The sequence below is a fragment of the Sphingobium sp. CFD-2 genome (assembly GCF_024611135.1).
GTDB classification, from domain to species: domain Bacteria; phylum Pseudomonadota; class Alphaproteobacteria; order Sphingomonadales; family Sphingomonadaceae; genus Sphingobium; species Sphingobium fuliginis.
Genome location: NZ_CP084405.1, coordinates 296,579 through 319,543, shown reverse-complemented (window position 1 = coordinate 319,543; position 22,965 = coordinate 296,579). Strand labels below are relative to the sequence as shown.

The 22,965-nt window shown below is 64.4% G+C and carries 23 protein-coding genes; 19 read left to right on the top strand and 4 right to left on the bottom strand.

All coding sequences use genetic code 11. From position 1 onward, the window contains the following. Positions 1-9 precede the first annotated feature (9 nt). From LDB29_RS01470 to LDB29_RS01450, 5 genes are read left to right on the top strand one after another with little or no spacing between them, the layout of a single operon-like run. Positions 10-636, top strand: a complete 627-nt coding sequence (locus LDB29_RS01470; RefSeq protein WP_025551227.1) for a LysE family translocator — start codon at positions 10-12, stop codon at positions 634-636. Between the two features lie 3 nt (positions 637-639). Continuing rightward, positions 640-1,524 carry a F0F1 ATP synthase subunit gamma gene (locus tag LDB29_RS01465; RefSeq protein ID WP_025551229.1) on the top strand — a complete coding sequence of 295 codons (885 nt, stop codon included), beginning with the start codon at positions 640-642 and terminating at the stop codon, positions 1,522-1,524. Positions 1,525-1,545: 21 nt separating this feature from the next. Continuing rightward, positions 1,546-2,991: a F0F1 ATP synthase subunit beta gene (gene atpD / locus LDB29_RS01460; protein WP_025551231.1), complete on the top strand. Its 1,446-nt coding sequence runs from the start codon at positions 1,546-1,548 to the stop codon at positions 2,989-2,991. 5 nt (positions 2,992-2,996) lie between these two features. Further along, on the top strand, positions 2,997-3,569 hold the full coding sequence (locus LDB29_RS01455) for a hypothetical protein (protein WP_128830856.1): 573 nt from the start codon (positions 2,997-2,999) through the stop codon (positions 3,567-3,569). 4 nt (positions 3,570-3,573) lie between these two features. Further along, positions 3,574-3,828, top strand: a complete 255-nt coding sequence (locus LDB29_RS01450; protein ID WP_044661760.1) for an ATP synthase F1 subunit epsilon — start codon at positions 3,574-3,576, stop codon at positions 3,826-3,828. Between the two features lie 439 nt (positions 3,829-4,267). Here the strand turns inward: LDB29_RS01450 and istB are convergent, their stop codons facing one another. Continuing rightward, on the bottom strand, positions 4,268-5,035 hold the full coding sequence (gene istB, locus LDB29_RS01445) for an IS21-like element helper ATPase IstB (RefSeq protein ID WP_054944222.1): 768 nt from the start codon (positions 5,033-5,035) through the stop codon (positions 4,268-4,270). Beyond that, entirely contained in the window at positions 5,032-6,528 is a 1,497-nt protein-coding gene (gene istA, locus LDB29_RS01440) for an IS21 family transposase (protein WP_082430708.1), read from the bottom strand. The genes istB and istA overlap by 4 nt, the downstream gene beginning before the upstream one ends. Before the next feature lie 151 nt (positions 6,529-6,679). Between istA and LDB29_RS01435 the strand changes: the two genes are divergently transcribed. The 3 genes from LDB29_RS01435 (at position 6,680) to LDB29_RS01425 (ending at position 10,443) form a co-directional block, all read left to right on the top strand. Further along, on the top strand, positions 6,680-8,206 hold the full coding sequence (locus LDB29_RS01435) for a CpaF family protein (RefSeq protein WP_025551234.1): 1,527 nt from the start codon (positions 6,680-6,682) through the stop codon (positions 8,204-8,206). 123 nt (positions 8,207-8,329) lie between these two features. Further along, positions 8,330-9,136 (top strand): class I SAM-dependent methyltransferase, encoded by an 807-nt coding sequence (locus LDB29_RS01430; RefSeq protein ID WP_025551236.1) that lies wholly within the window; start codon positions 8,330-8,332, stop codon positions 9,134-9,136. Between the two features lie 401 nt (positions 9,137-9,537). Then, positions 9,538-10,443: a DMT family transporter gene (locus LDB29_RS01425; RefSeq protein WP_025549914.1), complete on the top strand. Its 906-nt coding sequence runs from the start codon at positions 9,538-9,540 to the stop codon at positions 10,441-10,443. On the opposite strand, the gene LDB29_RS01420 is transcribed toward LDB29_RS01425, so the two are convergent. Further along, entirely contained in the window at positions 10,435-10,866 is a 432-nt protein-coding gene (locus tag LDB29_RS01420) for an OsmC family protein (RefSeq protein WP_044661757.1), read from the bottom strand. The genes LDB29_RS01425 and LDB29_RS01420 overlap by 9 nt on opposite strands. 102 nt (positions 10,867-10,968) lie before the next feature. Here LDB29_RS01420 and LDB29_RS01415 point away from each other — a divergent pair, with 102 nt between their 5' ends. The 11 genes from LDB29_RS01415 to LDB29_RS01365 all read left to right on the top strand — a co-directional run bounded on the left by LDB29_RS01415 (position 10,969) and on the right by LDB29_RS01365 (position 21,859). Next, positions 10,969-11,334, top strand: a complete 366-nt coding sequence (locus LDB29_RS01415) for a PRC-barrel domain-containing protein (RefSeq protein WP_099186347.1) — start codon at positions 10,969-10,971, stop codon at positions 11,332-11,334. Positions 11,335-11,506: 172 nt separating this feature from the next. Continuing rightward, on the top strand, positions 11,507-12,175 hold the full coding sequence (locus LDB29_RS01410; RefSeq protein ID WP_025549911.1) for an alpha/beta hydrolase: 669 nt from the start codon (positions 11,507-11,509) through the stop codon (positions 12,173-12,175). A 156-nt stretch (positions 12,176-12,331) separates the two neighbouring features. Next, entirely contained in the window at positions 12,332-12,523 is a 192-nt protein-coding gene (locus LDB29_RS01405) for a YezD family protein (RefSeq protein WP_025549910.1), read from the top strand. A 174-nt stretch (positions 12,524-12,697) separates the two neighbouring features. Next, positions 12,698-15,190, top strand: coding sequence for a TonB-dependent receptor (locus LDB29_RS01400; RefSeq protein ID WP_044661755.1), 2,493 nt, complete (start codon positions 12,698-12,700; stop codon positions 15,188-15,190). Between the two features lie 162 nt (positions 15,191-15,352). Beyond that, complete coding sequence (panB, locus tag LDB29_RS01395) at positions 15,353-16,225, top strand: 3-methyl-2-oxobutanoate hydroxymethyltransferase (protein ID WP_025549909.1); 873 nt, start codon at positions 15,353-15,355, stop codon at positions 16,223-16,225. 74 nt (positions 16,226-16,299) lie between these two features. Continuing rightward, entirely contained in the window at positions 16,300-16,998 is a 699-nt protein-coding gene (locus tag LDB29_RS01390) for a tetratricopeptide repeat protein (protein WP_025549908.1), read from the top strand. 14 nt (positions 16,999-17,012) lie between these two features. After that, on the top strand, positions 17,013-18,356 hold the full coding sequence (locus LDB29_RS01385; RefSeq protein ID WP_371873079.1) for a PQQ-binding-like beta-propeller repeat protein: 1,344 nt from the start codon (positions 17,013-17,015) through the stop codon (positions 18,354-18,356). Between the two features lie 117 nt (positions 18,357-18,473). Further along, positions 18,474-19,841 carry a ribosome biogenesis GTPase Der gene (gene der / locus LDB29_RS01380; RefSeq protein ID WP_099186348.1) on the top strand — a complete coding sequence of 456 codons (1,368 nt, stop codon included), beginning with the start codon at positions 18,474-18,476 and terminating at the stop codon, positions 19,839-19,841. Beyond that, a complete protein-coding gene (locus LDB29_RS01375) occupies positions 19,828-20,043 on the top strand; it encodes a sulfurtransferase TusA family protein (RefSeq protein ID WP_025549906.1) in 216 nt (71 codons plus the stop codon). The genes der and LDB29_RS01375 overlap by 14 nt, the downstream gene beginning before the upstream one ends. Before the next feature lie 199 nt (positions 20,044-20,242). Further along, a complete protein-coding gene (locus LDB29_RS01370; RefSeq protein ID WP_025549905.1) occupies positions 20,243-20,686 on the top strand; it encodes an Hpt domain-containing protein in 444 nt (147 codons plus the stop codon). Between the two features lie 141 nt (positions 20,687-20,827). Further along, positions 20,828-21,859, top strand: a complete 1,032-nt coding sequence (locus LDB29_RS01365; protein WP_025549904.1) for an LLM class flavin-dependent oxidoreductase — start codon at positions 20,828-20,830, stop codon at positions 21,857-21,859. On the opposite strand, the gene LDB29_RS01360 is transcribed toward LDB29_RS01365, so the two are convergent. Further along, a complete protein-coding gene (locus LDB29_RS01360; RefSeq protein WP_257555767.1) occupies positions 21,827-22,948 on the bottom strand; it encodes an acyltransferase in 1,122 nt (373 codons plus the stop codon). The genes LDB29_RS01365 and LDB29_RS01360 overlap by 33 nt on opposite strands. Between the last annotated feature and the right edge of the window lie 17 nt (positions 22,949-22,965).

The window sequence follows — 22,965 nt, the reverse complement described above, 5'->3', positions numbered from 1 at the left end:
TAGTTCGCAATGCTCACCGCCCATTCCCTCCTCGCCTGGACCGTGATGTCAATCGGTCTGGTGCTGCTGCCGGGACCGGACACCATGCTGGTGGCTGGTCACGCGGCGCGGCGCGGGCTGAGGGCGGGAATGGCGGCGATCGGCGGCATCCAGCTTGGCGGGCTGTTCTACATGGCGCTCTGCGGCTTCGGCTTCCTCAGCGTGTTGAACGCCGTGCCGGGCCTCTTCATGGCGGTGAAGATCGCGGGCGCGATCTATCTCGCATGGCTCGGCCTTTCGATGCTGCGCGGCGCGGTGAAGCCGTCGCCCGCATCGGAAGCGCCCAGGCTGCGGATCGGCGGATCGCCCTTCGCGCAGGGATTCATCAGCACCGTGCTGAACCCGAAGGTCGCGATCTTCTTCCTGGCCGCGCTGCCGCAGTTCGTCGGCACCGGTCCGGACGCACCATGGCAGGGCATGCTGCTGATCGCGATCGTCTATGGACTGGGTTTCTTCTGGTGCGCCCTTCTCGCGATCCTCGCCACCAAGGCGGGGCGCAAGGTCGGGCAGAGCAGCGCGATGCGCTGGTTCGAAGGCGCCATGGGCGTCGGTTTCTTTGGTCTCGCGGGCCGTCTGGCCCTTGCTCGGAATGTTTGAACTATGGCTAGCCTCAAGGAACTGAAGCTGCGCATCGGGTCGGTCAAATCGACCCAGAAGATCACCAAGGCCAAGCAGATGGTCGCCGCCGCGAAGCTGCGCAAGGCGCAGGCCGCCGCCGAAGCCGCCCGCCCCTATTCCAGCCGCCTGGAAGCGGTCGTCGCCAGCCTCGCCTCGAAGATCGCAGGGGGTTCGGGCGAAGGCGCCTCCCCGCTGCTGGCCGGCACCGGTAAGGACGATGTCCATCTGCTGGTCGTCGCCAATTCGGACCGTGGCCTTGCCGGCGCGTTCAACGCCAACATCGTCAAGGCCGCCCGCTCCAAGGCGGACGAACTGATCCAGCAAGGCAAGACCGTCCGCTTTTACCTGATCGGCCGCAAGGGCCGTCCGGTCATCAACCGCACCTTCCCCGGCATGATCGTCGCCCAGTTCGACACCACCGGCGTCAAGGAACCGGGCTATGCGCAGGCAGAGGAGATCGCCCGCGAACTGACCGACATGTATCTGAACGGCAAGTTCGACGTCGCGCATCTCTTTTTCTCGCGCTTCAAGTCGGCGCTCGCCCAGATCCCGACCGAGCAGCAGATCATTCCGGTGAAGATCCCGGCCGACGCCGACCGCAACGCCATCGGCGCGACGGTGGAATATGAACCGAGCGAGGAAGCGATCCTCGACGACCTGCTGCCGCGCAACGTCACGGTGCAGATATTCAAGGCGCTGCTGGAAAACAATGCGTCCGAACAGGGCGCGTCGATGACCGCCATGGACAATGCGACCCGCAACGCCGGCGACCTCATCAACAAGCTGACCATTCAGTACAACCGCAGCCGTCAGGCCGCGATCACCACCGAACTCGTCGAAATCATCTCGGGCGCCGAAGCCCTTTAAGTGCAGGCAAGGACAGTAGTCATGGCAACCACCAACAATGTAGGCCGCATCAGCCAGGTCATCGGCGCCGTCGTCGACGTCACCTTCCCCGATGCACTTCCGGCCATTCTCTCGGCGCTGGAAACCAGCAACAACGGCCAGCGCCTCGTGCTGGAAGTCGCCCAGCATCTGGGCGAGAACACCGTCCGCACCATCGCGATGGACTCGACCGACGGCCTGACCCGCGGTCAGGAAGTGACCGACACCGGCGCGCAGATCAGCGTTCCCGTCGGCCCGGCCACGCTCGGCCGCATCCTGAACGTCGTCGGTGAACCGATCGACGAGCGCGGCCCGGTCGGCACCACCCTCTCCGCCCCGATCCATGCCAAGGCGCCGGAATTCGTCGACCAGTCGACCGACGCCTCGATCCTCGTCACCGGCATCAAGGTCATCGACCTTCTCGCTCCCTATGCGAAGGGCGGCAAGATCGGCCTGTTCGGCGGCGCGGGCGTCGGCAAGACCGTGCTCATTCAGGAACTGATCAACAACATCGCGAAGGGCCATGGCGGCACTTCCGTCTTCGCGGGCGTCGGTGAGCGTACCCGCGAGGGCAACGACCTTTATCACGAATTCCTCGACGCAGGCGTCATCGCCAAGGACGCCGACGGCAACGCAATCAGCGAAGGTTCGAAGGTGGCGCTGGTCTACGGCCAGATGAACGAACCGCCGGGCGCCCGCGCGCGCGTCGCCCTGTCGGGCCTCACCATCGCGGAATATTTCCGCGACCAGGAAGGTCAGGACGTGCTGTTCTTCGTCGACAACATCTTCCGCTTCACCCAGGCGGGCGCGGAAGTGTCGGCTCTGCTCGGCCGCATTCCTTCGGCCGTGGGCTATCAGCCGACCCTCGCCACCGACATGGGCGCCCTTCAGGAGCGCATCACCTCGACCAACAAGGGTTCGATCACCTCGGTGCAGGCCGTGTACGTCCCCGCGGACGACTTGACCGACCCGGCGCCGGCCACCAGCTTCGCGCACCTCGACGCCACCACCGTTCTCAACCGCGCCATTTCGGAACTGGGCATCTATCCGGCGGTCGACCCGCTGGACTCGACCAGCCGCGTTCTGGAACCCCGCGTCGTCGGTCAGGAACATTATGAAACCGCCCGCGCGGTTCAGGCGATCCTCCAGAAGTACAAGTCGCTTCAGGACATCATCGCGATCCTGGGCATGGACGAGCTGTCGGAAGAGGACAAGCTGACCGTCGCCCGCGCCCGCAAGATCCAGAAGTTCCTGTCGCAACCCTTCCACGTCGCGGAGGTCTTCACCGGCATTTCGGGCAAGTTCGTCCAGATCGAGGATACGGTGAAGTCGTTCAAGGCCGTGGTCGAAGGCGAATATGACCATCTGCCCGAAAACGCCTTCTACATGGTCGGCGGCATCGACGAAGCCATCGAAAAGGCGAAGAAGCTGGCTGCGGAAGCGGCGTAAGGCAAATGATGGGAGGCGTCGTCCTTGCACTAGCTTTGCTGCAATCGGCAACACCGGCCAAGACGACGGCCTCCCAGTTGACCAGCGCGCTGGAAACAGCATTTCGAGCCTGCGCGCAACAGCTTACCGAGCGGGACCATTTGACCGCGAAGAACGAAAAGCTGTTGAAGAACGTCGGTATCACCTTGGCCATTCCTCCGGCCGATGTGGAGACCATGGCTAGCCGCTTATTTGGCAAGGAAGGCATCTACGCTTCCGTCGCCGTGCCCGAAGGCAAGATGTGGCTGGCTACTTCCGCCTCGGTGCCGGCTTGTAAGGTGACGCTGGCCGACACCATGCTCTCGCTGACGGCAAGATATGATTGGACGACCAAATTGCGGTCGACCATAGGCTGGACGATCGATAAAAGCCGATCTGGGATGCAAGGCAATTTCATGCGGGATTTGCTGGTCCTCAATGCGGAACGTCCCGGCGGGCATATGATCGTCATTCTTGATGGTCCCAACATCGTTTACAATGAAGGCAAGGGCATTCAGATGATCATGACCGTCGCCCTTGATGCAGCAAAGGCTCAGTAAGACAATGGCACTGCATTTCGAACTCGTGACCCCGGAAAAGCTCGTCCGCTCGGAAGAGGTCTATCAGGTGGTCGTCCCCGGCACCGATGGCGACTTCGGCGTGCTGGAGGGCCATGCGCCCTTCATGTCGACCGTCCGTGACGGCACGATCCAGATCTTCGCCAACGCCGGCGCCGCCCCGGAAATCATCCCGGTTCGCGGCGGCTTTGCCGAGGTGAACGAAAAGGGCCTCACCGTCCTTGCGGAGCATGCCGGCTGATAAGCCAAACTGACCGCTGCTAAAAGTCAAAGGGCCCCGTTCCAAGTCGGAACGGGGCCCTTTGGCATTCCAGACTGGCCGAACATGGCTCTCATCAGGATCATCAACGACCGAAATGCCCTATCGTTGAAGACTGGATGTCAGCCACCACGCCAACAGTTCGCATCTTGTGGGCAAGCATCATCCTCCCGCCAGCCGAATGCAGACGCCATTCGAATGTCCAAGCAGGCCCCGCCCCGCTGCGGCGCCCGGCCACCCGACGCATTAGCCATTTATCAAAGTTTCCACGCTATTCACCTTTAACAACCATGGCTGTCAACGGCGGAGTAAAAGTCGGCCATTGGGCGGCGCAAAATCAGGCCGGGTGATCCGTGTGCTGGCGAGCGCCGCGAGGGCGTAGCCCGAGTGGGGGTCGCCAACACACGGATGGTCTTTTCTGTCAGGGGTTGGAGCGTGCCTTGCGCGCCTGGCTTTGGGCCAGACGATAGCTCTCTCCGTTCATCTCGAGTATGGAGACGTGGTGGGTAAGCCGGTCGAGGAGCGCGCCTGTCAGGCGCTCGGAGCCGAACGTTTCGGTCCACTCGTCGAACGGCAAGTTGCTGGTGATCAGCGTCGAGCCGCGCTCGTAACGCTGCGAGATCAGCTCGAACAGCAGTTCCGCGCCGGTTTTCGAGAGCGGCACGAACCCCAGTTCATCGATGATGAGGAGCTTGTATCCGGCCATTTGCTTGTGGAGGCGCAGAAGGCGGCGTTCGTCGCGTGCCTCCATCATCGCGCTGACCAGCGCGGACGCGGTGGTGAAGCCGACCGTCAGGCCCTTCTGGCAGGCGGCAAGGCCGAGGCCGATCGCCACATGGGTCTTGCCGGTTCCCGAGGGACCAAGGGCTATGACGTTCTCGCGGCGGTTGATCCAGTCGCAGCGTGCCAGTTCCAGCACCTGCATCTTGTTGAGCTTGGGGATCGCGGCAAAGTCGAAGCTGTCGAGGCTCTTGGCGGCCGGGAACTTCGCAGCCTTGATCCGGCGCTCGACCATCCGGCGTTCCCGGTCGATCAGCTCCAGTTCGACAAGCCGGGCAAGGTAGCGGACGTGATCTGCGCCCTCGGCCGCGCATCGCCGGGCCAGCTTGTCATGCTCGCGCAGGAAGGTTGGTAGCTTGAGCGTCTTGAGGTGGCTGGCCAGTAACAGCTCGGGGGACGGACTGCTCATGCCGCATCCTTCGCATCGCCCGAGAGCAACTGCATGTAGGAGCGCGCCGATGTCGTCTCCACCCTGGCTCTGGGCAGATAGGGATAGATCGCCATGTCCAATCGGGGTGGTCGGCGCTCCACCCGGCACAGCAGGAGATGCTTCACGGCATCAAAGCCGATCGCCCCGATATCGAGAGCCTGCTTTACGGCCGCATGCAGATCGGCAAGCGTGAAGCTCTCCAGCAGACGCAGCACCTGCACATACTCGCGCCGACCATGCTTGCCCATACGAGCTTCCATGAGGCGGCGCAGCGTTGCAAACGCTTCGGGCAGGTGCCAGCCTTGCAGGGGCGCTGCCTGATCGAGCGCATTGATCTTCTGTTCGATCAGGGGAAGGTAATGGATGGGATCGAAGATCACGTCCTCGCGCTCGTAGCTGCGCACATGACGGGCAATGACCTCGCCCCGGCAGCCGATCACCACCTCGCCGACATAGCCCCGGATCCATACCTCCTGATGGCCGAAGCGCACCGGCACCGAGTAATCATTGGTCCGGTAACGCACCAGCGCCTGCGACGAGACCTGGCCGCTGGTCTGGTCACAAGCCTCGAACGGGGCAGCCGGCAGTTCCTGCATCGCCGCCAGATCGCGCTTCAGCCTCTCGCCGATCGTCTCGCTCTCGCCCCGCAGCCGGTCGTTCTGACGCTTGCGGCATTGCTCCTCGAGCCACAGGTTGAACGCCTCCCACGTCGCGAACCGGGGGATCGGCACCATGAAGTTGCGGCGAGCATAACCGACCAGCCCTTCAACACTGCCTTTGTCGTTCCCCCTGCCGGGACGGCCGTAACGATCGCGGATCAGGTAATGCGACAGGAAGCCGCTGAACAGCCGGGCGCGCTGCCTCGTGCCGTCGGGCAGGATCTTCGAGACCAGGCAGCGGTCGTTATCGTAGACGATCGACAGCGGCACCGCGCCGAAAAACGCGAAGGCGTGCACGTGGCCGTCCATCCATGCCTCGGCAACGGCAGCGGGATAGGCGCGCACGTAGCAGGCGTCGCTGTGCGGTAGATCGAGCACGAAGAAATGCGCCTTCTGCACAACACCGCCGATCTCGACCATGGCCTCACCAAAATCTGCCTGGGCATGGCCGGGCGCATGCGCCAGCGGCACGAACATCTCCCGGCTGCGCTGCTCGCGCTGTCGGATGTAATCCTTGATGATCGTGTAGCCGCCGGTGAAACCGTGCTCTTCGCGAAGGCGGTCAAATACCCGCTTCGCCGTATGACGCTGCTTGCGCGGAACCTGACGGTCACCATCAAGCCATGCATCGATGATCGGAACGAACGCTTCCAGCTTGGGCCGCCGCACCGCCGCCGTCCGGCGGTAACCGGGGGGCTCCGAATACGACAGCATCTTGCGGACCGTGTCGCGCGATACGTTGAAATGCTTCGCCGCCTCACGCTGGCTCATGCCGCCCGCGCAAGCAAGACGCACCTTCAGGTAAAGATCCACGGTATATATCTCCACGCCCTCCCTGCTCGCGCAAAGAAGGCAAAGTGGACGACTTTTACGCCGCCCGCAGCAGCACTTCGCCGCCGCCACCGTGGTCTAATTTTGCACCGCCGTTCTCAATGGCTGATGCACATCATTTCGGCGGAGAATTATGAGCGCGTTTGGACGGAAAAATGGACCTGCGGGCATCAAGCCGGGTTTCGGCCTTGCCCGACCGATGCAGGGAGGCGCGCCCAAGGAAGAGATCAAGGGCGGCGAGCAGTTCCCGCCCCTGGACATGACGGCCCTGCCCCCGGAAGCCCCGCTCGATCCGCTCTCCGCGCCCACAAGCCAGATGCAGCGCAATGCCGACGCGATGCAGCGCCTGTCGGATCGCGCCAATGCCGAACATGCCGCCGATGCCGGACCGCAGGGGTTCGAAGCCTCGGTCCACAAGATCAAGGAGCAGGTGCTCCCCCGCCTGCTGGAGCGCGTCGATCCCGAAGCCGCCGCCACGCTGACCAAGGATGAGCTGGCCGAGGAATTCCGCCCGATCATCATGGAGGTGCTGGCGGAACTGAAGCTGACCCTCAACCGCCGCGAGCAGTTCGCGCTGGAAAAGGTGCTGGTGGACGAACTGCTCGGCCTGGGCCCGCTGGAGGAATTGCTGGCCGATCCGGACGTCAGCGACATCATGGTCAACGGCCCGGAGCAGACCTATATCGAAAAGAAGGGCAAGCTCCAGATCGCGCCCATCAAGTTCCGCGACGAAGAGCATCTGTTCCAGATCGCCCAGCGCATCGTCAACAAGGTAGGCCGCCGCGTCGACCAGACCACGCCGCTGGCCGACGCCCGCCTGCCCGACGGCAGCCGCGTCAACGTGATCGTGCCGCCGCTATCCCTGCGCGGCACCGCCATCTCCATCCGTAAATTCTCCGCCAAGCCGATCACGCTCGACATGCTCGCCCAATGGGGCGCGATGAGCCAGAAGATGTGCACCGCGCTGAAGATCGCCGGCGCCTGCCGCTTCAACATCGTGATTTCGGGGGGTACGGGTTCGGGCAAGACGACCATGCTCAATGCCCTCTCCAAGATGATCGACCCCGGCGAGCGCGTGCTGACCATCGAGGACGCGGCCGAACTTCGCCTGCAACAGCCGCACTGGCTGCCGCTTGAAACCCGCCCGCCGAACCTGGAGGGCCAGGGCGCGATCACCATCGGCGACCTCGTCAAGAACGCCCTGCGCATGCGCCCCGACCGCATCATCCTGGGCGAAATCCGCGGCGCGGAGTGCTTCGACCTGCTCGCCGCGATGAACACCGGCCATGATGGCTCCATGTGCACGCTCCACTCCAACTCCCCGCGCGAATGCCTCGGCCGTATGGAGAACATGATCCTGATGGGCGACATCAAGATCCCCAAGGAAGCGATTTCCAAGCAGATTGCCGACTCCGTCGACCTGATCGTGCAGGTGAAGCGACTGCGCGACGGCTCCCGCCGCGTCACCAACGTGACCGAGGTGATCGGCATGGAAGGCGACGTCATCGTCACCCAGGAACTGTTCAAGTTCGAATATCATGACGAGGACGACAGCGGGAAGATCATCGGGGAATATCGTTCCATGGGCCTGCGTCCCTACACGCTGGACAAGGCGCGGCAGTTCGGCTTCGACCAGCCTTTCCTGGAAGCCTGCCTGTAACGACCTGCCCATAAGCGCATATTACGACAATCTGCTGCCGGCGGGCATATTTCCCGCCGGCCTGCTTGCGCGGAGCCTGCATCACCGGCACATCGGACATTCCCCAGAAAGAGAGGAATGCCGATGAACCGTCTAGCCCGCGCCGCCCTGCTGCTGACCGGCCTGTCCCTGCCGCTGCTTCCCCTCGCCGCGCAGCATGCGCACCATCATCAGGCGGCCGATCCGATCGCGGCTGCGGTCGCCGCCCCCAGCCGCACCCCGGCCAATGCCGCTCGCGACGCCTACCGCCATCCGGCCCAAACCCTTGCCTTCTTCGGGGTGAAGCCGGACCAGACAGTGGTCGAATATGCGCCCAGCGGCGGCTGGTACACGGAAATCCTGGCGCCGCTGCTGCGCGAAAAGGGCACCTTCTACGCGCTGCAGCCGACCGGCCGCTCTCTGGACGGCTACAAGGCGTTCCTCGCGGCGAAGCCGGACGTCTATGACAAGGTGAAGGTCGTGCCCTTCCCCGACCAGACCGGTCTCATTCCGGCGGGCAGCGTCGACACGCTGCTGACCTTCCGCAACGTGCACAATATGGTGATGGGCGGGACCGAAACGGCCACGTTCAAGACCTTTTACGACCTGCTGAAGCCGGGCGGGACGCTGGGCATCGTCGACCATCGCCTGCCCGAAGGGCGCGATACGGCGCTGGAGAAGACCAGCGGCTACCTCAAGGTATCGACCATCCGCCGCCTCGCTGAAGCGGCCGGCTTCGAATATGCCGGATCGTCGGAGGTCAACGCCAATCCCAAGGACACGGCCGACTGGGAAAAGGGCGTCTGGACGCTCCCGCCGACCCTGCGCAATGGAGAGGTCGACAAGGCGAAATATCTCGCCATCGGGGAAAGCGACCGGATGACGCTGCGTTTTCGCAAACCGGTGAAGTGAAACGGCGCAGACAAAATGGGGGGCATCGTGCAGAAAAACCTGTCCTGAGCCCGTCGAAGGACGGGAACCGGTTCTGCTTGAAAGGATGCGACACGGAAAGCTGAAGCGCGGCCTGCGTCCGATTTAACGCCGCACGCTCCTTAACGCGCCGAGCGGCTGATTGGGGTGGATTGCGGACATTCCCCCTCCCGCAGGCGGGAGGGGGCTAAGGGATGGGCTGGCGCGACATCAGCGTGAATTTTCAACGGCTAAGTCAGAAGCTCGCTGCGCTCGCACCCACCCCTAACCTCTCCCGCCTGCGGGAGGGGAATGTCTTGGATTTGGCCAATTTCCCGCATTCCGGACCCGTCCATCCCTCCTTGGGCGGTTGCGTCCTCCCGCAGCGGGGCTAAGGCGTTCGCATGCCGCCCCCACCCCCATCCAATCGCCCACATCGTCCGTTCACCGCCATTGGCCTGCGCCTGGTCGCGGTGATCTGCCTTTCGATCATGTTCGTGACGGTCAGGCTGGCCGACGCGCGCGGCGTCCATGTGGTGGAATCGCTGTTCTACCGCCAGGCCCTGGCGCTGCCGGTGGTATTCGCCTGGATCGCCATGACAAGCGGCATGGGATCGATCCGCACGCGACGCATCGGCGTCCATGCCACCCGCATGATCATCGGCCTGACCGGCATGGTGCTCAACTTCCTGTCCTATATCCTGCTGCTGCCGGCAGAAGCGGTGACCATCGGCTTCACCATGCCGATCTTCGGCACGATCCTGTCCGCCCTCATCCTGCGCGAGGCTACCGGCATCCACCGGTGGAGCGCGGTGCTCATCGGCTTTCTCGGCGTGATCGTGATGGTCCGGCCGGATGCCGGGCACTTCCCCGCTATCGGCGTCGCGGTCGCGCTCGCCGCCGCTTTCGTCACCGCCTGCGTCAGCCTGGTCCTGCGCGAACTGGGCCGCACGGAAAGCGCCGGGGTGATCGTCTTCTGGTTCACCCTCCTCTCCCTGCCGCCGCTGGGCGTGGCGATGCTGTTCCACGGGCAGGCCCATGACGCCATGACATGGGGCCTGCTGCTGCTGATCGGCGTGACCGGCGGCATCGCGCAGATCTGCATGACCGCGGCGCTGCGCTGGGCCCCCGTTTCCGTGGTGCTGCCGATGGACTACAGTTCCATCGTCTGGACGACGCTGCTCGGCTGGGCGATCTGGGGCAACTGGCCGATCGCGACGACGTGGATCGGCGCGGCGCTGATCGTGGGGAGCGGCCTGTACATCGCCTGGCGCGAACATGTCCGCGCCAGGCGCACGCCTTTAGCCTAGCAGTTCCGCGTCCAGGCTGATCTCCGCATTCAAGAGCTTGGACACGGGGCAATTGGCCTTCGCCTTGGCGGCCAGTTCCTGGAACCGCGCATCGTCCGCGCCGGGGATGGTCGCCTTCAGGCTCAGCTTGCTCGCCGTGATGGCAAAGCCGCCTTCCTGCTGTTCCAGCGTCACGACGGCGTTGGTCTCCATCTTCTCGGCCGTCAGCCCCGCTTCGCCCAATATCAGCGACAGCGCCATGGTGAAGCAGGAGGCGTGGGCCGCCGCGACCAACTCCTCGGGATTGGTGCCCGGCACCCCTTCGAAGCGCATCGCAAAGCCATAGGGATGCGCATCCAGCGCGCCGCTCTGGGTCGAAATCGCGCCCTTGCCGTCCTTCAGGCCGCCGCTCCATACCGCCGATCCGCTGCGATTGATCTTCATGACCGTCCTCCTGTTCGCATATCATCTCGTCTGCCCCGGGGAACCCGCCCGGTCCCCCTTGGTTCGGTCAGCATAACGCGATTTCTTCGCAGGAGAGTGACGATGTCTGACATGGCGAGGGAAAATCATGGCGACCTGATCGCATCCGACCGGATCGAAGGCACCACTGTCTACAACCGCCAGGGGGAGCGGCTGGGCCACATTTCCAACTTCATGGTCGACAAGCGCAGCGGGCAGGTCCGCTATGCCGTGCTGTCCTTCGGCGGCTTCCTGGGCATCGGCAACGATCATTATCCGCTGCCCTGGTCGATGCTGAGCTACGACACGGACAAGGGCGGCTATGTGGTGGACCTGGCCAGGGACATATTGGACCAAGCGCCCCGCCATCTGCCGGACGAACGACCCGATTATGACGACGCTTACGGCCGCAGCGTCTTTCACTATTATGGGCTGATCTACCCCTGGTAAGGGGCGTTCCGGCGGTTTCGGGCGGCGCAAAGGTGGTAGTCCCCGACCCTTTCCACTATATGAACCTCAGATGAATCGGGTTGCCCAAATTCCGACACATTTTGCCGCTTGACCATTGTCTACCGGATAAATAGAATTATCTCTCCCTCGACAATAGGACGAGGATTTGACCATGGAGCGATTCGGACATTCGGGAGACGCGCGCCAGCCGGTCGTGCTGACCATACCGGGTCTCAACAATAGCGGGCCGGGTCATTGGCAGACGCTGTGGGAAAAGACGCGCGGTGATTGCGAGCGGGTCGACCTGGGAAGCTGGGCCAGCCCCAGCCGCAATAGCTGGGTCACGCGGCTGGACGCTGCGATCCGGGCGGCGGAGGGGCCGATCATCCTGGCCGCGCACAGCCTGGGTTGCCTTGCGGTCGCCTGGTGGGGCGCCTTGCAGAGCCAGGCCTATGGCTGGCCCGTGACCGGCGCGCTGCTGGTGGCGCCGCCCGATTGCGACCGGATGGAAACGCCCGAGACGATCGGCGGCTTCGGCCCCACGCCCCGCGCGCAACTGCCCTTTCCCTCGATCGTCGTGGCGAGCCGCAACGATCCCTATATCTTCTTCGAACGCGCCCACAGCATCGGCAAGAATTGGGGCAGCAGCTTTGTCGATGCGGGCTTTTGCGGCCATATCAATGCGGATTCGGGCCTGGGCGAATGGCGCTTCGGCCAGGCTTTGCTCGAAAAACTGATCGACAATGCGCATGAGCAGGCTTCTGCAATGCGCCAGTTACGGCCCGCCATCCCGCTGGCGCATCAGGAGCGGCGATTGGCGGCGCTGCGGGTCAACGGTTAAATCTATAGTTTTTTGTTATCGCATCGTTTCCACGGAAAACCGGACCCATTTTCCAAACGATGCTTTTGGGGCGCGACAAGAGAAACTTGAGCGCCCCTTATATTTGCTTTTTTGTCTATCAATACAGTTGAGATAAAGAGCGGCTAAGAGGTGTTTATGAGTGAAAACCGATCGATTGAATTCGCCCGCAACGGCCGCAGTGACGGGCAGCGCCACGACATTGCGGTCAGCATCGAAAAGGTGCGCAGCGTGCTGGAGGCGCTTCGTTTCGGATCTGTCACGCTGACCGTGCATGACGCACGCGTCGTGCAGATCGACGTGACGGAAAAGACGCGCCTCACCGCCTGAAACAACAGCGGGGGGAGCAAGAAGATTCAGGGTTGCTGAACAAGGCCCGCAAAGGGCCGGATAACAGGTGGCAAGGGGTGGGCCACATTTTCCATTCCCAGACCAACGGCTTTGAGCGGATCACCGCAGGGGCCGCGATCAACATTCACCGGACATCCGGAAGGGGAATATACAATGATTGCGCGTTTTCTGTTGCTCGCCGGCGTGGCGAGCGCATCCTTTATTGCGTCCACCGCATCTGCGCAGGACGCGGCTCAACCCGTTGCGGACAGCGCCGAACAAGCCACTGCCCGCGGGGAAGTGATCATCGTCACCGCCCGCCGCCGTGCGGAAACCGCGCAGGAGGTGCCGCTGGCGATCTCCGTGATCCGCGGCGACAGCATAGAGGCGACCGGCAATTTCAACGTCGTGAAGCTCCAGCAACTGGCGCCGACGCTTCAGGTCTACACCACCAACCCGCGCAACACCTCGGTCAACATCCGCGGCCTCGGCGTGCCGTTCGGCCTGACCAGCGACGGTTTCGAGCAGGGCGTCGGCATCTATGTCGATGACGTTTACAACAGCCGCGTCGCCGCCGCGACCTTCGACTTTCTGGACGTCGCCCAGGTCGAAGTGCTGCGCGGTCCGCAGGGCACGCTCTACGGCAAGAACACCACGGCCGGCGCGATCAACATCACGACCAACCAGCCGACCTTCGATTTTGAGGGCCGCGCCGAACTGACCGTCGGCAATCTCAATTACAAGCAGGCGAAGGCCGCCATTTCCGGCCCGCTGTCCGACACGATCGCCGCCCGCATCGCCGTCGCCGCGACCAGCCGCCGGGGGACGATCTACAACGTCACGTCCCAGCGCTGGATCAACGAGCAGGACAATCTGGGCATTCGCGGACAACTGCTGTTCAAGCCGACCGACAATTTCAGCCTGACCCTGTCGGGCGACTACAGCAAACAGGACCCGGAATGCTGCGGCACCGTGTTCGTGCGGGTGGGCACGACGCAGCGCCCGATCACGCGCCAATATGATGAGCTGGTCAAGGCGATCAACGCCAACCCGAACCCCGCCTATCCCGGCCGCAACTATGCCGTGCCCAGCCGCAATCCTTATGACCGGTTGACCGATCTCGACAGCAACCTGAACGCTGGCAACAAGATCGGCGGCGTCTCCGCCAGGATAAAGTGGGATGTCGGCCCCGGCACGCTGACCTCCGTCACCGCGTGGCGCTTCTGGGACTGGAAGCCGGAGAATGACCGCGACTTCACCGGCCTGTCGGTCGTTTCGAAATCGCAGAACCCCTCGCAGCAGGACCAGTACAGCCAGGAATTCCGCTATAATTACGAAAGCCAGAAGATCGACTTCGTGGTCGGCCTGTTCGGCTTCAAGCAGCGGATCGACACGCAGGGCACGGAGCAGCAGGGCGCGGACGCCAGCCGCTGGAGCCTGACCGGCGCGAATGCAGGGAATCCAAGCATCCTTCAGGGGCTGACCGCCACCAACACGCAGTGGCTCAAGAGCACCAGCGCGGCGCTGTTCGGCCAGCTGAGCTGGAAGGTGACCGACGCCCTGACCATCCAGCCGGGCGCGCGTCTGAACTACGACAAGAAGTCGGGCTTCTACCAGCGCGTGGTCACCACTGGCTCCGGAGCGGTCATCAACAGTTGCGCACCCACCGCCACGCAGGGCAATGCCGTGCTGACGGCGCAGTGCGGCGTCTACCAACCGCAACTCAGCGCGCCGTCCGACAGCGCCTGGAACTTCACCTACGACTTCAACGTCAACTACAAGATCGCGCAGGACATCCTTGCCTATGCGACCTATGCCAAGAGCTTCAAGACGCTGGGCATCAACCAGAATGGCTTGCCGCTCAATTCGGACAATACGGTGAACTATGCCGTGGGCACGGTGAAGCCGGAACGGGTCAACCATTTCGAAGTCGGCCTCAAGACCCAGTTCTGGGACCGTCGGGCGACCTTCAACCTCACCGCCTTCCGCACGGAGATCGAGAATTTCCAGGCGACGGTGAACGGCGGCCAGTTCGGCACGACGCGCGGCTATCTCGCCAACGCCGACAAGGTACGGTCCCAGGGTATCGAGGCAGATTTCAAGGTCGTCGCCAGCGACCGCTTCACCGCCTATGCCAACGGCGCCTACACCGATGCCAAATATGTGAAGTTCTGCAACGCGCCGCCGCCGCCGGAACTGAGCGGCGGGTCGAGCACCGGGATTGCGGTGACCGGCAGGTGCACCTACACCGGCACACCCGGATCGGCAGCAACGGCCAATCAGGTCAGCCCCCCATTTGTCGACATTTCCGGCGAGCGTCTCCCCGGCGTGTCGAAATGGGCCTTCTCCTACGGCGCGGAATATAACATTCCGGTCACGCTGCTGGACAAGGACGGCCAGCTCTATCTGGGCGTCGACGGCAATTACCGGTCGCACTGGAATTCCAACGCCTCGCCGTCCATCTATACGGAGGTGAAGGGCTATGCCCTGACCAACTTCCGCGCCGGCTTCCGGGGTGAAGGGTTCGACATCTTCGGCTGGGTCCGCAACGCCTTCGACGTGAACTATATCGAAAATCTCCAGGTCGCGCCGGGCAATACCGGCCTGATCGCCGGTCAGCCCGGCGACCCGCAGACCTGGGGCGGTACGATCAAATTCTCGTTCTGACGATGCCCAAGGCCTCTCGATAGGGGCTGGCATCCAACGATGTTCACCCCCTGCGGGGAGCGACACGGCCCTGTCGCTCCCCGCATTTTTCAATGCCGCCCTGGACGGATTGGATACGGCCCCGATTTGCGCCCCGCGCCCCGCTGCGGTAGAGCGCATCCCATGTCCACGACCTTCACGCTCGACACGTCGACCAGCCGCGCCAACCCCACCCCCGCGCCGATGAAGCGCCTGACGGTGCCCGCCATCCAGCGCCGCAAGTTCGAGGGGAAGACGGAACAGCCGCTGGTGATGCTGACCGCCTATACCGCGCGGCAGGCGCAACTGCTCGATCCGCATTGCGACATGCTGCTGGTCGGCGATTCGCTGGGCCAGGTGATCTACGGCCTCCCCTCCACCCTGCCGGTCACGCTCGACATGATGATCGCCCATGGCGCCGCCGTGGTGCGCGGCAGCTATCACAGCGTCGTCCTCGTCGACATGCCCTTCGGCAGTTACGAAGCCTCTCCCCAACAGGCCTTCGCCAGCGCCAGCCGCGTCATGGCCGAAACCGGCTGCGCGGGCGTGAAGCTGGAGGGCGGCGTCGCCATGGCCGAAACCATCGGCTTCTTGAGCCAGCGCGGCATTCCGGTGATGGCCCATATCGGCCTGACGCCGCAGGCGGTGAACGCGCTGGGCGGCTATGGCGCGCGCGGCAAGAGCCAGGAGGAACATGCGAAGATCATCTCCGACGCCCGCGCCGTCGCGCAGGCGGGCGCCTTCGGCATGGTGTTGGAGGGGGTGATGGAGGACATCGCCGTCACCGTCACCGACAGCGTCGACGTGCCGGTGATCGGCATCGGCGCTTCGGCCCATTGCGACGGGCAGGTGCTGGTGGCGGAGGACATGCTGGGCATGTTCGAGCGCGTGCCCCGTTTCGTGAAGCGTTATGAAAATATCGCGGAAACCATCGGCAATGCCGCCGCCCGCTATGCGCAAGATGTCCGGAACCGGCACTTTCCGACCGAAGATCAGGTCTATCGGCCCAAAAAGTGATTTGCGTGAGCCAAGAGCCCCGCTAATGATCGCGCCTTCCGCGTGCCGTAACTGACGAATTTCTGGAGACCCAAGTGGCCCTGACGCCGCAAAACAGCGAAGCCTTCATGCGTGAGGTCGACGAAGCCGTCCGGCAGGACCAGTTGCTGACCTTCTGGCAGCGCTTCGGCCGCTGGATCGTGGCGGCGGTGGTCATCGGCCTCGCGGCCTTCGCCGGCTGGCTCTATTGGCAGCATTATACGAAGACGCAGTCGCAGGCCGTGTCGGAAGAAATGGACAAGGTGATCGCCACGGCGGTCGGCGGCGGCACCCCCGATGCGAAGGAACTGGACAAGCTGACCCAGGCGAGCCAGCCCGGCTTCCGCGCCTCCGCCCTGCTGGTGAAGGCCGGCACCGCCGCGCGCAAGGGCGACAGCAAGGCCGCCATCGCCGCCTATAAGGCGATGGCGGATGACGGTTCGCTCGACCGCCCCTATCGCGACCTGGCGCTGATCCGCCAGACCACGCTGGAATATGAAAGCCTCGCTCCGCAGCAGGTGGTCGACCGGCTGAAACCCCTGGCCGTCGAGGGCGCGCCCTGGTTCGGCAGCGCCGGGGAACTGGTCGCCATCGCCTATATGAAGATGCGCAAGCCCGATCTTGCGGGGCCGCTGTTCGCCGCCATGGCGAAGGACAGGAACGTGCCCCAGTCGATCCGTTCACGCGCGCGACAGATGGCAGGCTTATTGGGTGTGGATGCAGTCGAAACGCCGGTCGCGGCGGGACAGGAATGATTGGGCGCATGGGAATGCACAGCATGACGAAATTTTCGGGCGCCGGCCGCGCCCTGACCGTGGCCATGATGATCGCCCTGCTGGCGGGTTGCGGCATCGTGGGCGGCAAGAAGGGCGGCCCCAAGACCCCGGTGGTCGGCAAGCGCACCTCGATCCTCAGCAATGAACAGGGGGTGGAGGTCGACCCGACGCTCGCCGACGTGCCCGTGACCCTGCCCGAACCCTATGTGAACGACCAATGGTCGCAGCCGGGCGGCAGCCCCGCCAAGACGATGGGCAATCTGGCGCTGGGCGCGTCCCCCTCTCAGGCGTGGACCGCCTCCATTTCGGGCAGCACGCCGCAGGCCCGCCTCGCCTCCGCTCCGGTGGTGGTCGGCGGCAAGCTTTATGTCATCGACGCCGATGCGCGGGTCATCGCCTTCGACGCCAACAGCGGTGCGAAGCTGTGGCAGACGCCCCTGCCCGCCGAAGGCAGCGGCCGGGCCCTGTTCGGCGGCGGCGTGAGCGTGATCGACGGCAAGCTCTATGCCAGCACCGGCGTGGGCGATGTCGCCGCGATGGATGCGAACAGCGGCGCGATCCTGTGGAAGAAGCGCCCCGGCGGCCCGCTGCGCGGCGCGCCGACGCTCGCCAATGGCCATGTCTATGTGATGGGGCAGGACAATCAGATTTTCGCCCTCAACCAGAGCGACGGCGAAGTGCAGTGGACCGACAGCGGCACGCTGCAAGTCACCGGCATTTTCGGCGTGGCCGCCCCCGCCGCCGCGCAGGGCACGGTGATCGCGGGCTACAGTTCGGGCGAGCTGACCGCCTATCGCTATGAAAATGGCCGGACGCTGTGGGGCGACGCGCTCTCGCGCACCAGCATCTCGACCGCCGTGGCGTCGCTGACCGACATCGACGCCGATCCGGTCATCGATCGCGGCCGGGTGTTCGCGATTGGCCAGGGCGGCCGCATGGCGAGCTATGAACTGGTGAGCGGCCAGCGTCTGTGGGAAATCAACATCGCCGGCATTTCCACCCCTTCGGTCGTGGGCGAATGGGTGTTCGCCGTCACCAGCGACGCCAAGCTGCTGTGCGTCGCCCGCGCCACGGGCAAGATCCGCTGGATCAGCCAGCTCCGCCGCTGGCAGAAGGAAAAGAAGAAGGACAAGGCGATCCGCTGGACCGGCCCGGTGCTGGCTGGCGGGCGGCTGGTGCTGGTGTCGACCCATGGCGACCTCAACTATGTCGATCCGACGACCGGCAAGATCCAGGCGGAAATCGATCTCGACCGGTCGATGTCGCTGTCGCCGATCGTCGCGAACAACACGCTTTATATCCTGGCCGATGACGGAAAGCTGACGGCATTCCGCTGACGCCACCGGCGATTTCAGGTAAACGTGCTCCTGCGAAGGCAGGAGCCCAGTCCAAGCGGTGGAACTGGGCTCCTGCCTTCGCAGGAGCACCCATTTTTTAAAGGATACGGGCCTCTCATGCTGCCCACCGTTGCGATTGTCGGACGCCCCAATGTGGGCAAGTCCACCCTTTTCAACCGGCTCGTCGGCAAGAAGCTGGCGCTGGTCGACGACCAGCCCGGCGTGACCCGCGACCGGCGGGAGGGGCAGGCGAACCTGCTGGGCGTCGATTTCACCATCATCGACACCGCCGGTTATGAGGATGAAGACCCGCAGACCCTGCCCGGCCGCATGCGCATGCAGACGCAGGCGGCGGTGGAAAATGCCGATGTCGCGCTGTTCGTCGTGGACGCTCGCGCGGGCATCACCCCGCTGGACGAGGAAATCGCCCGCTGGCTGCGCGAAGGCGACGCCCCCGTCGTGCTGATGGCCAACAAGGCCGAGGGCAGGGCAGGCGACGACGGCGTGATGGAGGCGTTCAGCCTGGGCCTGGGCGACCCGGTTCCCTTCTCCGCCGAACATGGCCAGGGGCTGGCCGACCTATTCCAGGCGCTGCTCCCCTATATCGACCGTGAGGAGGAGGAAGAGGAGGCCGAACCCGAAGAGGCCGACCTCGAATCCGCGCCGCTGAAGCTCGCCATCGTCGGCCGCCCCAATGCGGGCAAGTCGACCCTCATCAACCGGCTGCTGGGCGAAAACCGCCTGCTGACCGGCCCCGAAGCGGGCATCACCCGCGACTCCATCGCCGTCGACTGGAGCTGGACCAGCCCTGACGGCGAAGAACGCCCCGTCCGCCTGATCGACACGGCAGGCATGCGCAAGCGCGCGAAGGTGCAGGACAAGCTGGAAAAGCTGGCGGTTTCGGACGGCCTGAACGCTGTGAACTTTGCCGAAGTCGTCGTGCTGCTGCTAGATTCCACCCGCGGGCTGGAGGCGCAGGACCTGCGCATCGCGGACAAGGTGATCGAGGAAGGCCGCGCCCTCGTCGTCGCGCTCAACAAATGGGACACGGTGGAAAACGGCTCGGCGCTCTATCAGGGCATCAAGCAGGCGCTGTCCGACGGTCTCGCGCAGATACGCGGCGTGCCGATCATGACCGTCTCGGCCGCCACCGGCAAGGGGCTGGACGACCTGATCCGCGTCGCCTTCGAAACCCGCACCGCCTGGTCGCAGCGCGTGTCGACCGGCATCCTCAACCGCTGGTTCGAACGCGCGCTGGAGGCCAATCCGCCTCCCGCCCCCGGCGGCAAGCGGATCAAGCTGCGCTACATCACCCAGAACAAGACCCGCCCGCCGACCTTCGTGCTGTTCGGCACGCGGCTGGACGAGCTGCCGGAAAGCTATCGCCGCTATCTGGTGAACGGCATCCGCAAGGAATTGGGCTTCGGCGCGGTGCCGGTGCGGTTGACGCTGCGCAGCGCCAAAAACCCCTATGCCAGCAAGTGAAGCGGTTCACATCGACGCCAGGGGCATGAAATGCCCCTGGCCCGCGCTGCGCGTGGCGCGGGCGATGCGGTCCGCCGATGCAGTGACGATCGAGGCGGATGATCCGATTGCGCCAGTGGAACTGGAAGCCTTGGCCCGGCAGCAGGGTTGGACCTTCATTGCCGAGAGGCCGCATCTCTTTGCTCTCGCTCGATCGCTCTAACGATCCTCCTCCCACCGTCATGCTGAACTTGGTTCAGCATCCATCGTGCCTCTTGAACTGGACCTGGAGGAGAAATGGATGCTGAACCAAGTTCAGCATGACGATGGGGTGACATGGCGCCTTCTCCCCTCGCGCCGCAACTTAACCCCCTATTTACGCTCCTCTTCTATATTCCCCCGGCAGAACAGGGAGTGTCAGGGTGTCATATCAAGAGGCCGAACTGGTCAACTGGACCGATTTTGCCAAGTCCCGTTCGGAGCTGGGCACTGCCTTCCTCCGGATTCTGGGCTATTTCCGCGAGGACGGCGCAAAGGCGATCAGCGCGATCGAGGAAGCCTTCCGCGCCCGCAACGCCGCTGCGCTGGTCACCCCGGCCCACACGCTGAAGGGCGAGTCGGCCCAGTTCGGCGCCTATCGGCTGAGCGGCATGGCCGAGAAGATCGAGATGGTCGCCCGCCGCTGCGTCGAAAGCCGCGAAGGCCCGGACGAACTGATCGAGGACGTGGTCGCGCTGCGCCCCTGCTTCACCGAGACGATGGCCCTGCTCGACCGCGACGCCAATCCGCTGGTCGCCCGCAGGCCGCAGGGCTTCGGCCGCCGCGTCGACAATCCGGTCCAGGGATTCGGCCGCGCCGCCAGTTAAATGCGCGCCAGGGATTTGTGGGCATAAAGCGTGCCGCGCTCCCGCGCAGGCAGGAGCACGCAAATCTCTCCGAAGACGTCCGCTTCCCATCCCTCCGAATTAGTATTGAAATAAAACCGGTCATCCCCCCATATGCGGGTCATGACCCGTTTCTCCGTTCTGGACCTTGTCCCCGTCAACGAAGGCAGTAGCGCCAGTGAGGCGCTTGGCCGCGCCGCCGCCTTTGCCGCCCATGCCGAAAGCCTTGGCTTCCACCGCTATTGGGTGGCGGAACATCATGGCATGCCGGGGATCGCCTCGGCGGCGACCGCCGTGGTCCTGGCGCATATCGGGCAGGCCACCAGCCGCATCCGCATCGGCGCGGGCGGCATCATGTTGCCCAATCATGCGCCGCTGCTGATCGCGGAGCAGTTCGGCACGCTCGCGGCGCTCTTTCCCGGCCGCGTCGACCTGGGTCTCGGCCGCGCTCCCGGCTCCGACCAGCGCGTGGCGCAGGCGATGCGGCGGACACTGACGGGCGGCCCGGACGAATTCCCTCGCGACGTGATGGAGTTGCAGGCCTATTTCGCGGGCGACAGCCGCCTCGGCTTTCAGGCGACCCCCGGCGCGGGCGAGGACGTGCCGCTCTGGATTCTCGGCTCCAGCCTCTATGGCGCGCAACTGGCCGCCGCACTGGGCCTTCCCTATGCCTTCGCCTCCCATTTCGCGCCGGGCGCGCTGGATGAGGCCATCGCCATCTACCGCCGTGATTTCCGTCCGTCGGCGCAGCTCGAATATCCCTATGTGATGGCGGGCTACAATGTCTTCGCCGCCGACACGGCGGAGGAGGCGCGGCTCATCGCCACCTCCATGCAGCAGGCCTTCGTCCGGCTGCGCACCGGGCAACCGGGCAAGCTGCAACCGCCTGTGCCGGGCTATTATGAAAGCCTGCCGCCGCAGGCGCAGGCGATGCTGGCCGATGTGCTGAGCGCGTCGAGCATCGGCACCCGGGCCGATGTCGAGCGCGACCTGGCCGCCTTCATCCGCCGCACGCAGGTGGACGAGATCATCATCGGCGGCCAGATCCACGATTTCGAGGCGCGCAAGCGCAGTCTGGAAATCGCCATGGCGGCAGGCCAGGCGGTGGCCGGCCGAATATCGTCAGACAGCCATCAGGCGGCCCCCGCTCAATAGCTTCGCAAGCCCCGGCGCGGCGCGGCTGAGCAGCGATCCCAGCAGCACCACGGCGACCAGCACCAGCAGCGGCTGCACCAGCAGATAGGCGGGATAGAAGGGTGAGCCCAGCTTGCCGAACACGACCCCCAGCACCGGGCCGCCCAGCCAGATCAGGATGAGGTGGGAGCAGAAGAGGAAGAAGGCGAAAGGCTCGATCCGCAACAACATGCCCCGCGCCGCGCTGGCCGCCAACGACCAGGCCAGCCGCCAGAAGAACAACGCCGCCGCGACCCGCACCGCCATGTCAAGCACCGCCGTGCCGATGCCCGGCGGCAAGGCGCCCGGATGCAGGGAAATATAGAGCTGCGCGGTCATCAACAGCGCAAAGGGCGGCGCCGCGACCATCCAGGGCAGCGCCGCCACCCGATCGGCCAACCCCTCGCGCCGGGCGACGATGCCCATGATGAAGAAGAACAGGATCGACGCGCGCATCAGCACCGGCGGCCCCCAGCCCATGATCTGGCACAGAGCCGCCATCGCGGCGACCGCCCCCAGCGCCCAGCCCGGCAGGCGGACGAACAGGGGCGCGGCGAGCATGCACAGGAATAGGTCGCGCAGGAACGGCATCTGCACGTTGATGTCCGGATTGCGGCTGACGATGAATAGCTCCTCGAACATCCAGCCGGTGGACGAGGGCACGGGCGCGGACAGGCCCAGCATCCAGGCCGCACCCGAAACGAACAGGATCGCCAGCGCATTCCACAGGATCATCGGCAACAGGATCGTCCGCGCCTTCCGCCCGACATGGTGCAACCAGTCGTGGGTCCGCGACGACCCCTCGACCAGCCAGCCGGAAATCAGGCCCAGCAACGGCACGGCGCTGCGCCCGAAAACCTCCATCAGGCCCCAGCGCAAACTGTCCTGCGACGTGCCCCTCAGGCTTTCCAGATCATGGCCGTTCAGGCCCGTCCACGCATGGACATAGACCACGCCCAGAATGCAGATCACCCGCGCGATGGAGATCGCGTCGGAGCGCCGCGCCGCATCCGTCGTCAGCACCCGCGACACAGGATTTTCCCGATTTTCGGCCAATGTTTCAACAGCCAAGCCTGACACGCATTTCC

What these genes read in the sequence shown, in the direction of transcription:
- LDB29_RS01470 (WP_025551227.1), top strand. Translation starts at nt 10, where the DNA reads ATGCTCACCGCCCATTCCCTCCTCGCCTGGACCGTGATGTCAATCGGT.
- LDB29_RS01465 (WP_025551229.1), top strand. Translation starts at nt 640, where the DNA reads ATGGCTAGCCTCAAGGAACTGAAGCTGCGCATCGGGTCGGTCAAATCG.
- atpD (WP_025551231.1), top strand. Translation starts at nt 1,546, where the DNA reads ATGGCAACCACCAACAATGTAGGCCGCATCAGCCAGGTCATCGGCGCC.
- LDB29_RS01455 (WP_128830856.1), top strand. Translation starts at nt 2,997, where the DNA reads ATGATGGGAGGCGTCGTCCTTGCACTAGCTTTGCTGCAATCGGCAACA.
- LDB29_RS01450 (WP_044661760.1), top strand. Translation starts at nt 3,574, where the DNA reads ATGGCACTGCATTTCGAACTCGTGACCCCGGAAAAGCTCGTCCGCTCG.
- istB (WP_054944222.1), bottom strand. Translation starts at nt 5,035, where the DNA reads ATGAGCAGTCCGTCCCCCGAGCTGTTACTGGCCAGCCACCTCAAGACG.
- LDB29_RS01435 (WP_025551234.1), top strand. Translation starts at nt 6,680, where the DNA reads ATGAGCGCGTTTGGACGGAAAAATGGACCTGCGGGCATCAAGCCGGGT.
- LDB29_RS01430 (WP_025551236.1), top strand. Translation starts at nt 8,330, where the DNA reads ATGAACCGTCTAGCCCGCGCCGCCCTGCTGCTGACCGGCCTGTCCCTG.
- LDB29_RS01425 (WP_025549914.1), top strand. Translation starts at nt 9,538, where the DNA reads ATGCCGCCCCCACCCCCATCCAATCGCCCACATCGTCCGTTCACCGCC.
- LDB29_RS01420 (WP_044661757.1), bottom strand. Translation starts at nt 10,866, where the DNA reads ATGAAGATCAATCGCAGCGGATCGGCGGTATGGAGCGGCGGCCTGAAG.
- LDB29_RS01415 (WP_099186347.1), top strand. Translation starts at nt 10,969, where the DNA reads ATGTCTGACATGGCGAGGGAAAATCATGGCGACCTGATCGCATCCGAC.
- LDB29_RS01410 (WP_025549911.1), top strand. Translation starts at nt 11,507, where the DNA reads ATGGAGCGATTCGGACATTCGGGAGACGCGCGCCAGCCGGTCGTGCTG.
- LDB29_RS01405 (WP_025549910.1), top strand. Translation starts at nt 12,332, where the DNA reads ATGAGTGAAAACCGATCGATTGAATTCGCCCGCAACGGCCGCAGTGAC.
- LDB29_RS01400 (WP_044661755.1), top strand. Translation starts at nt 12,698, where the DNA reads ATGATTGCGCGTTTTCTGTTGCTCGCCGGCGTGGCGAGCGCATCCTTT.
- panB (WP_025549909.1), top strand. Translation starts at nt 15,353, where the DNA reads ATGTCCACGACCTTCACGCTCGACACGTCGACCAGCCGCGCCAACCCC.
- LDB29_RS01385 (WP_371873079.1), top strand. Translation starts at nt 17,013, where the DNA reads ATGCACAGCATGACGAAATTTTCGGGCGCCGGCCGCGCCCTGACCGTG.
- der (WP_099186348.1), top strand. Translation starts at nt 18,474, where the DNA reads ATGCTGCCCACCGTTGCGATTGTCGGACGCCCCAATGTGGGCAAGTCC.
- LDB29_RS01375 (WP_025549906.1), top strand. Translation starts at nt 19,828, where the DNA reads ATGCCAGCAAGTGAAGCGGTTCACATCGACGCCAGGGGCATGAAATGC.
- LDB29_RS01365 (WP_025549904.1), top strand. Translation starts at nt 20,828, where the DNA reads ATGACCCGTTTCTCCGTTCTGGACCTTGTCCCCGTCAACGAAGGCAGT.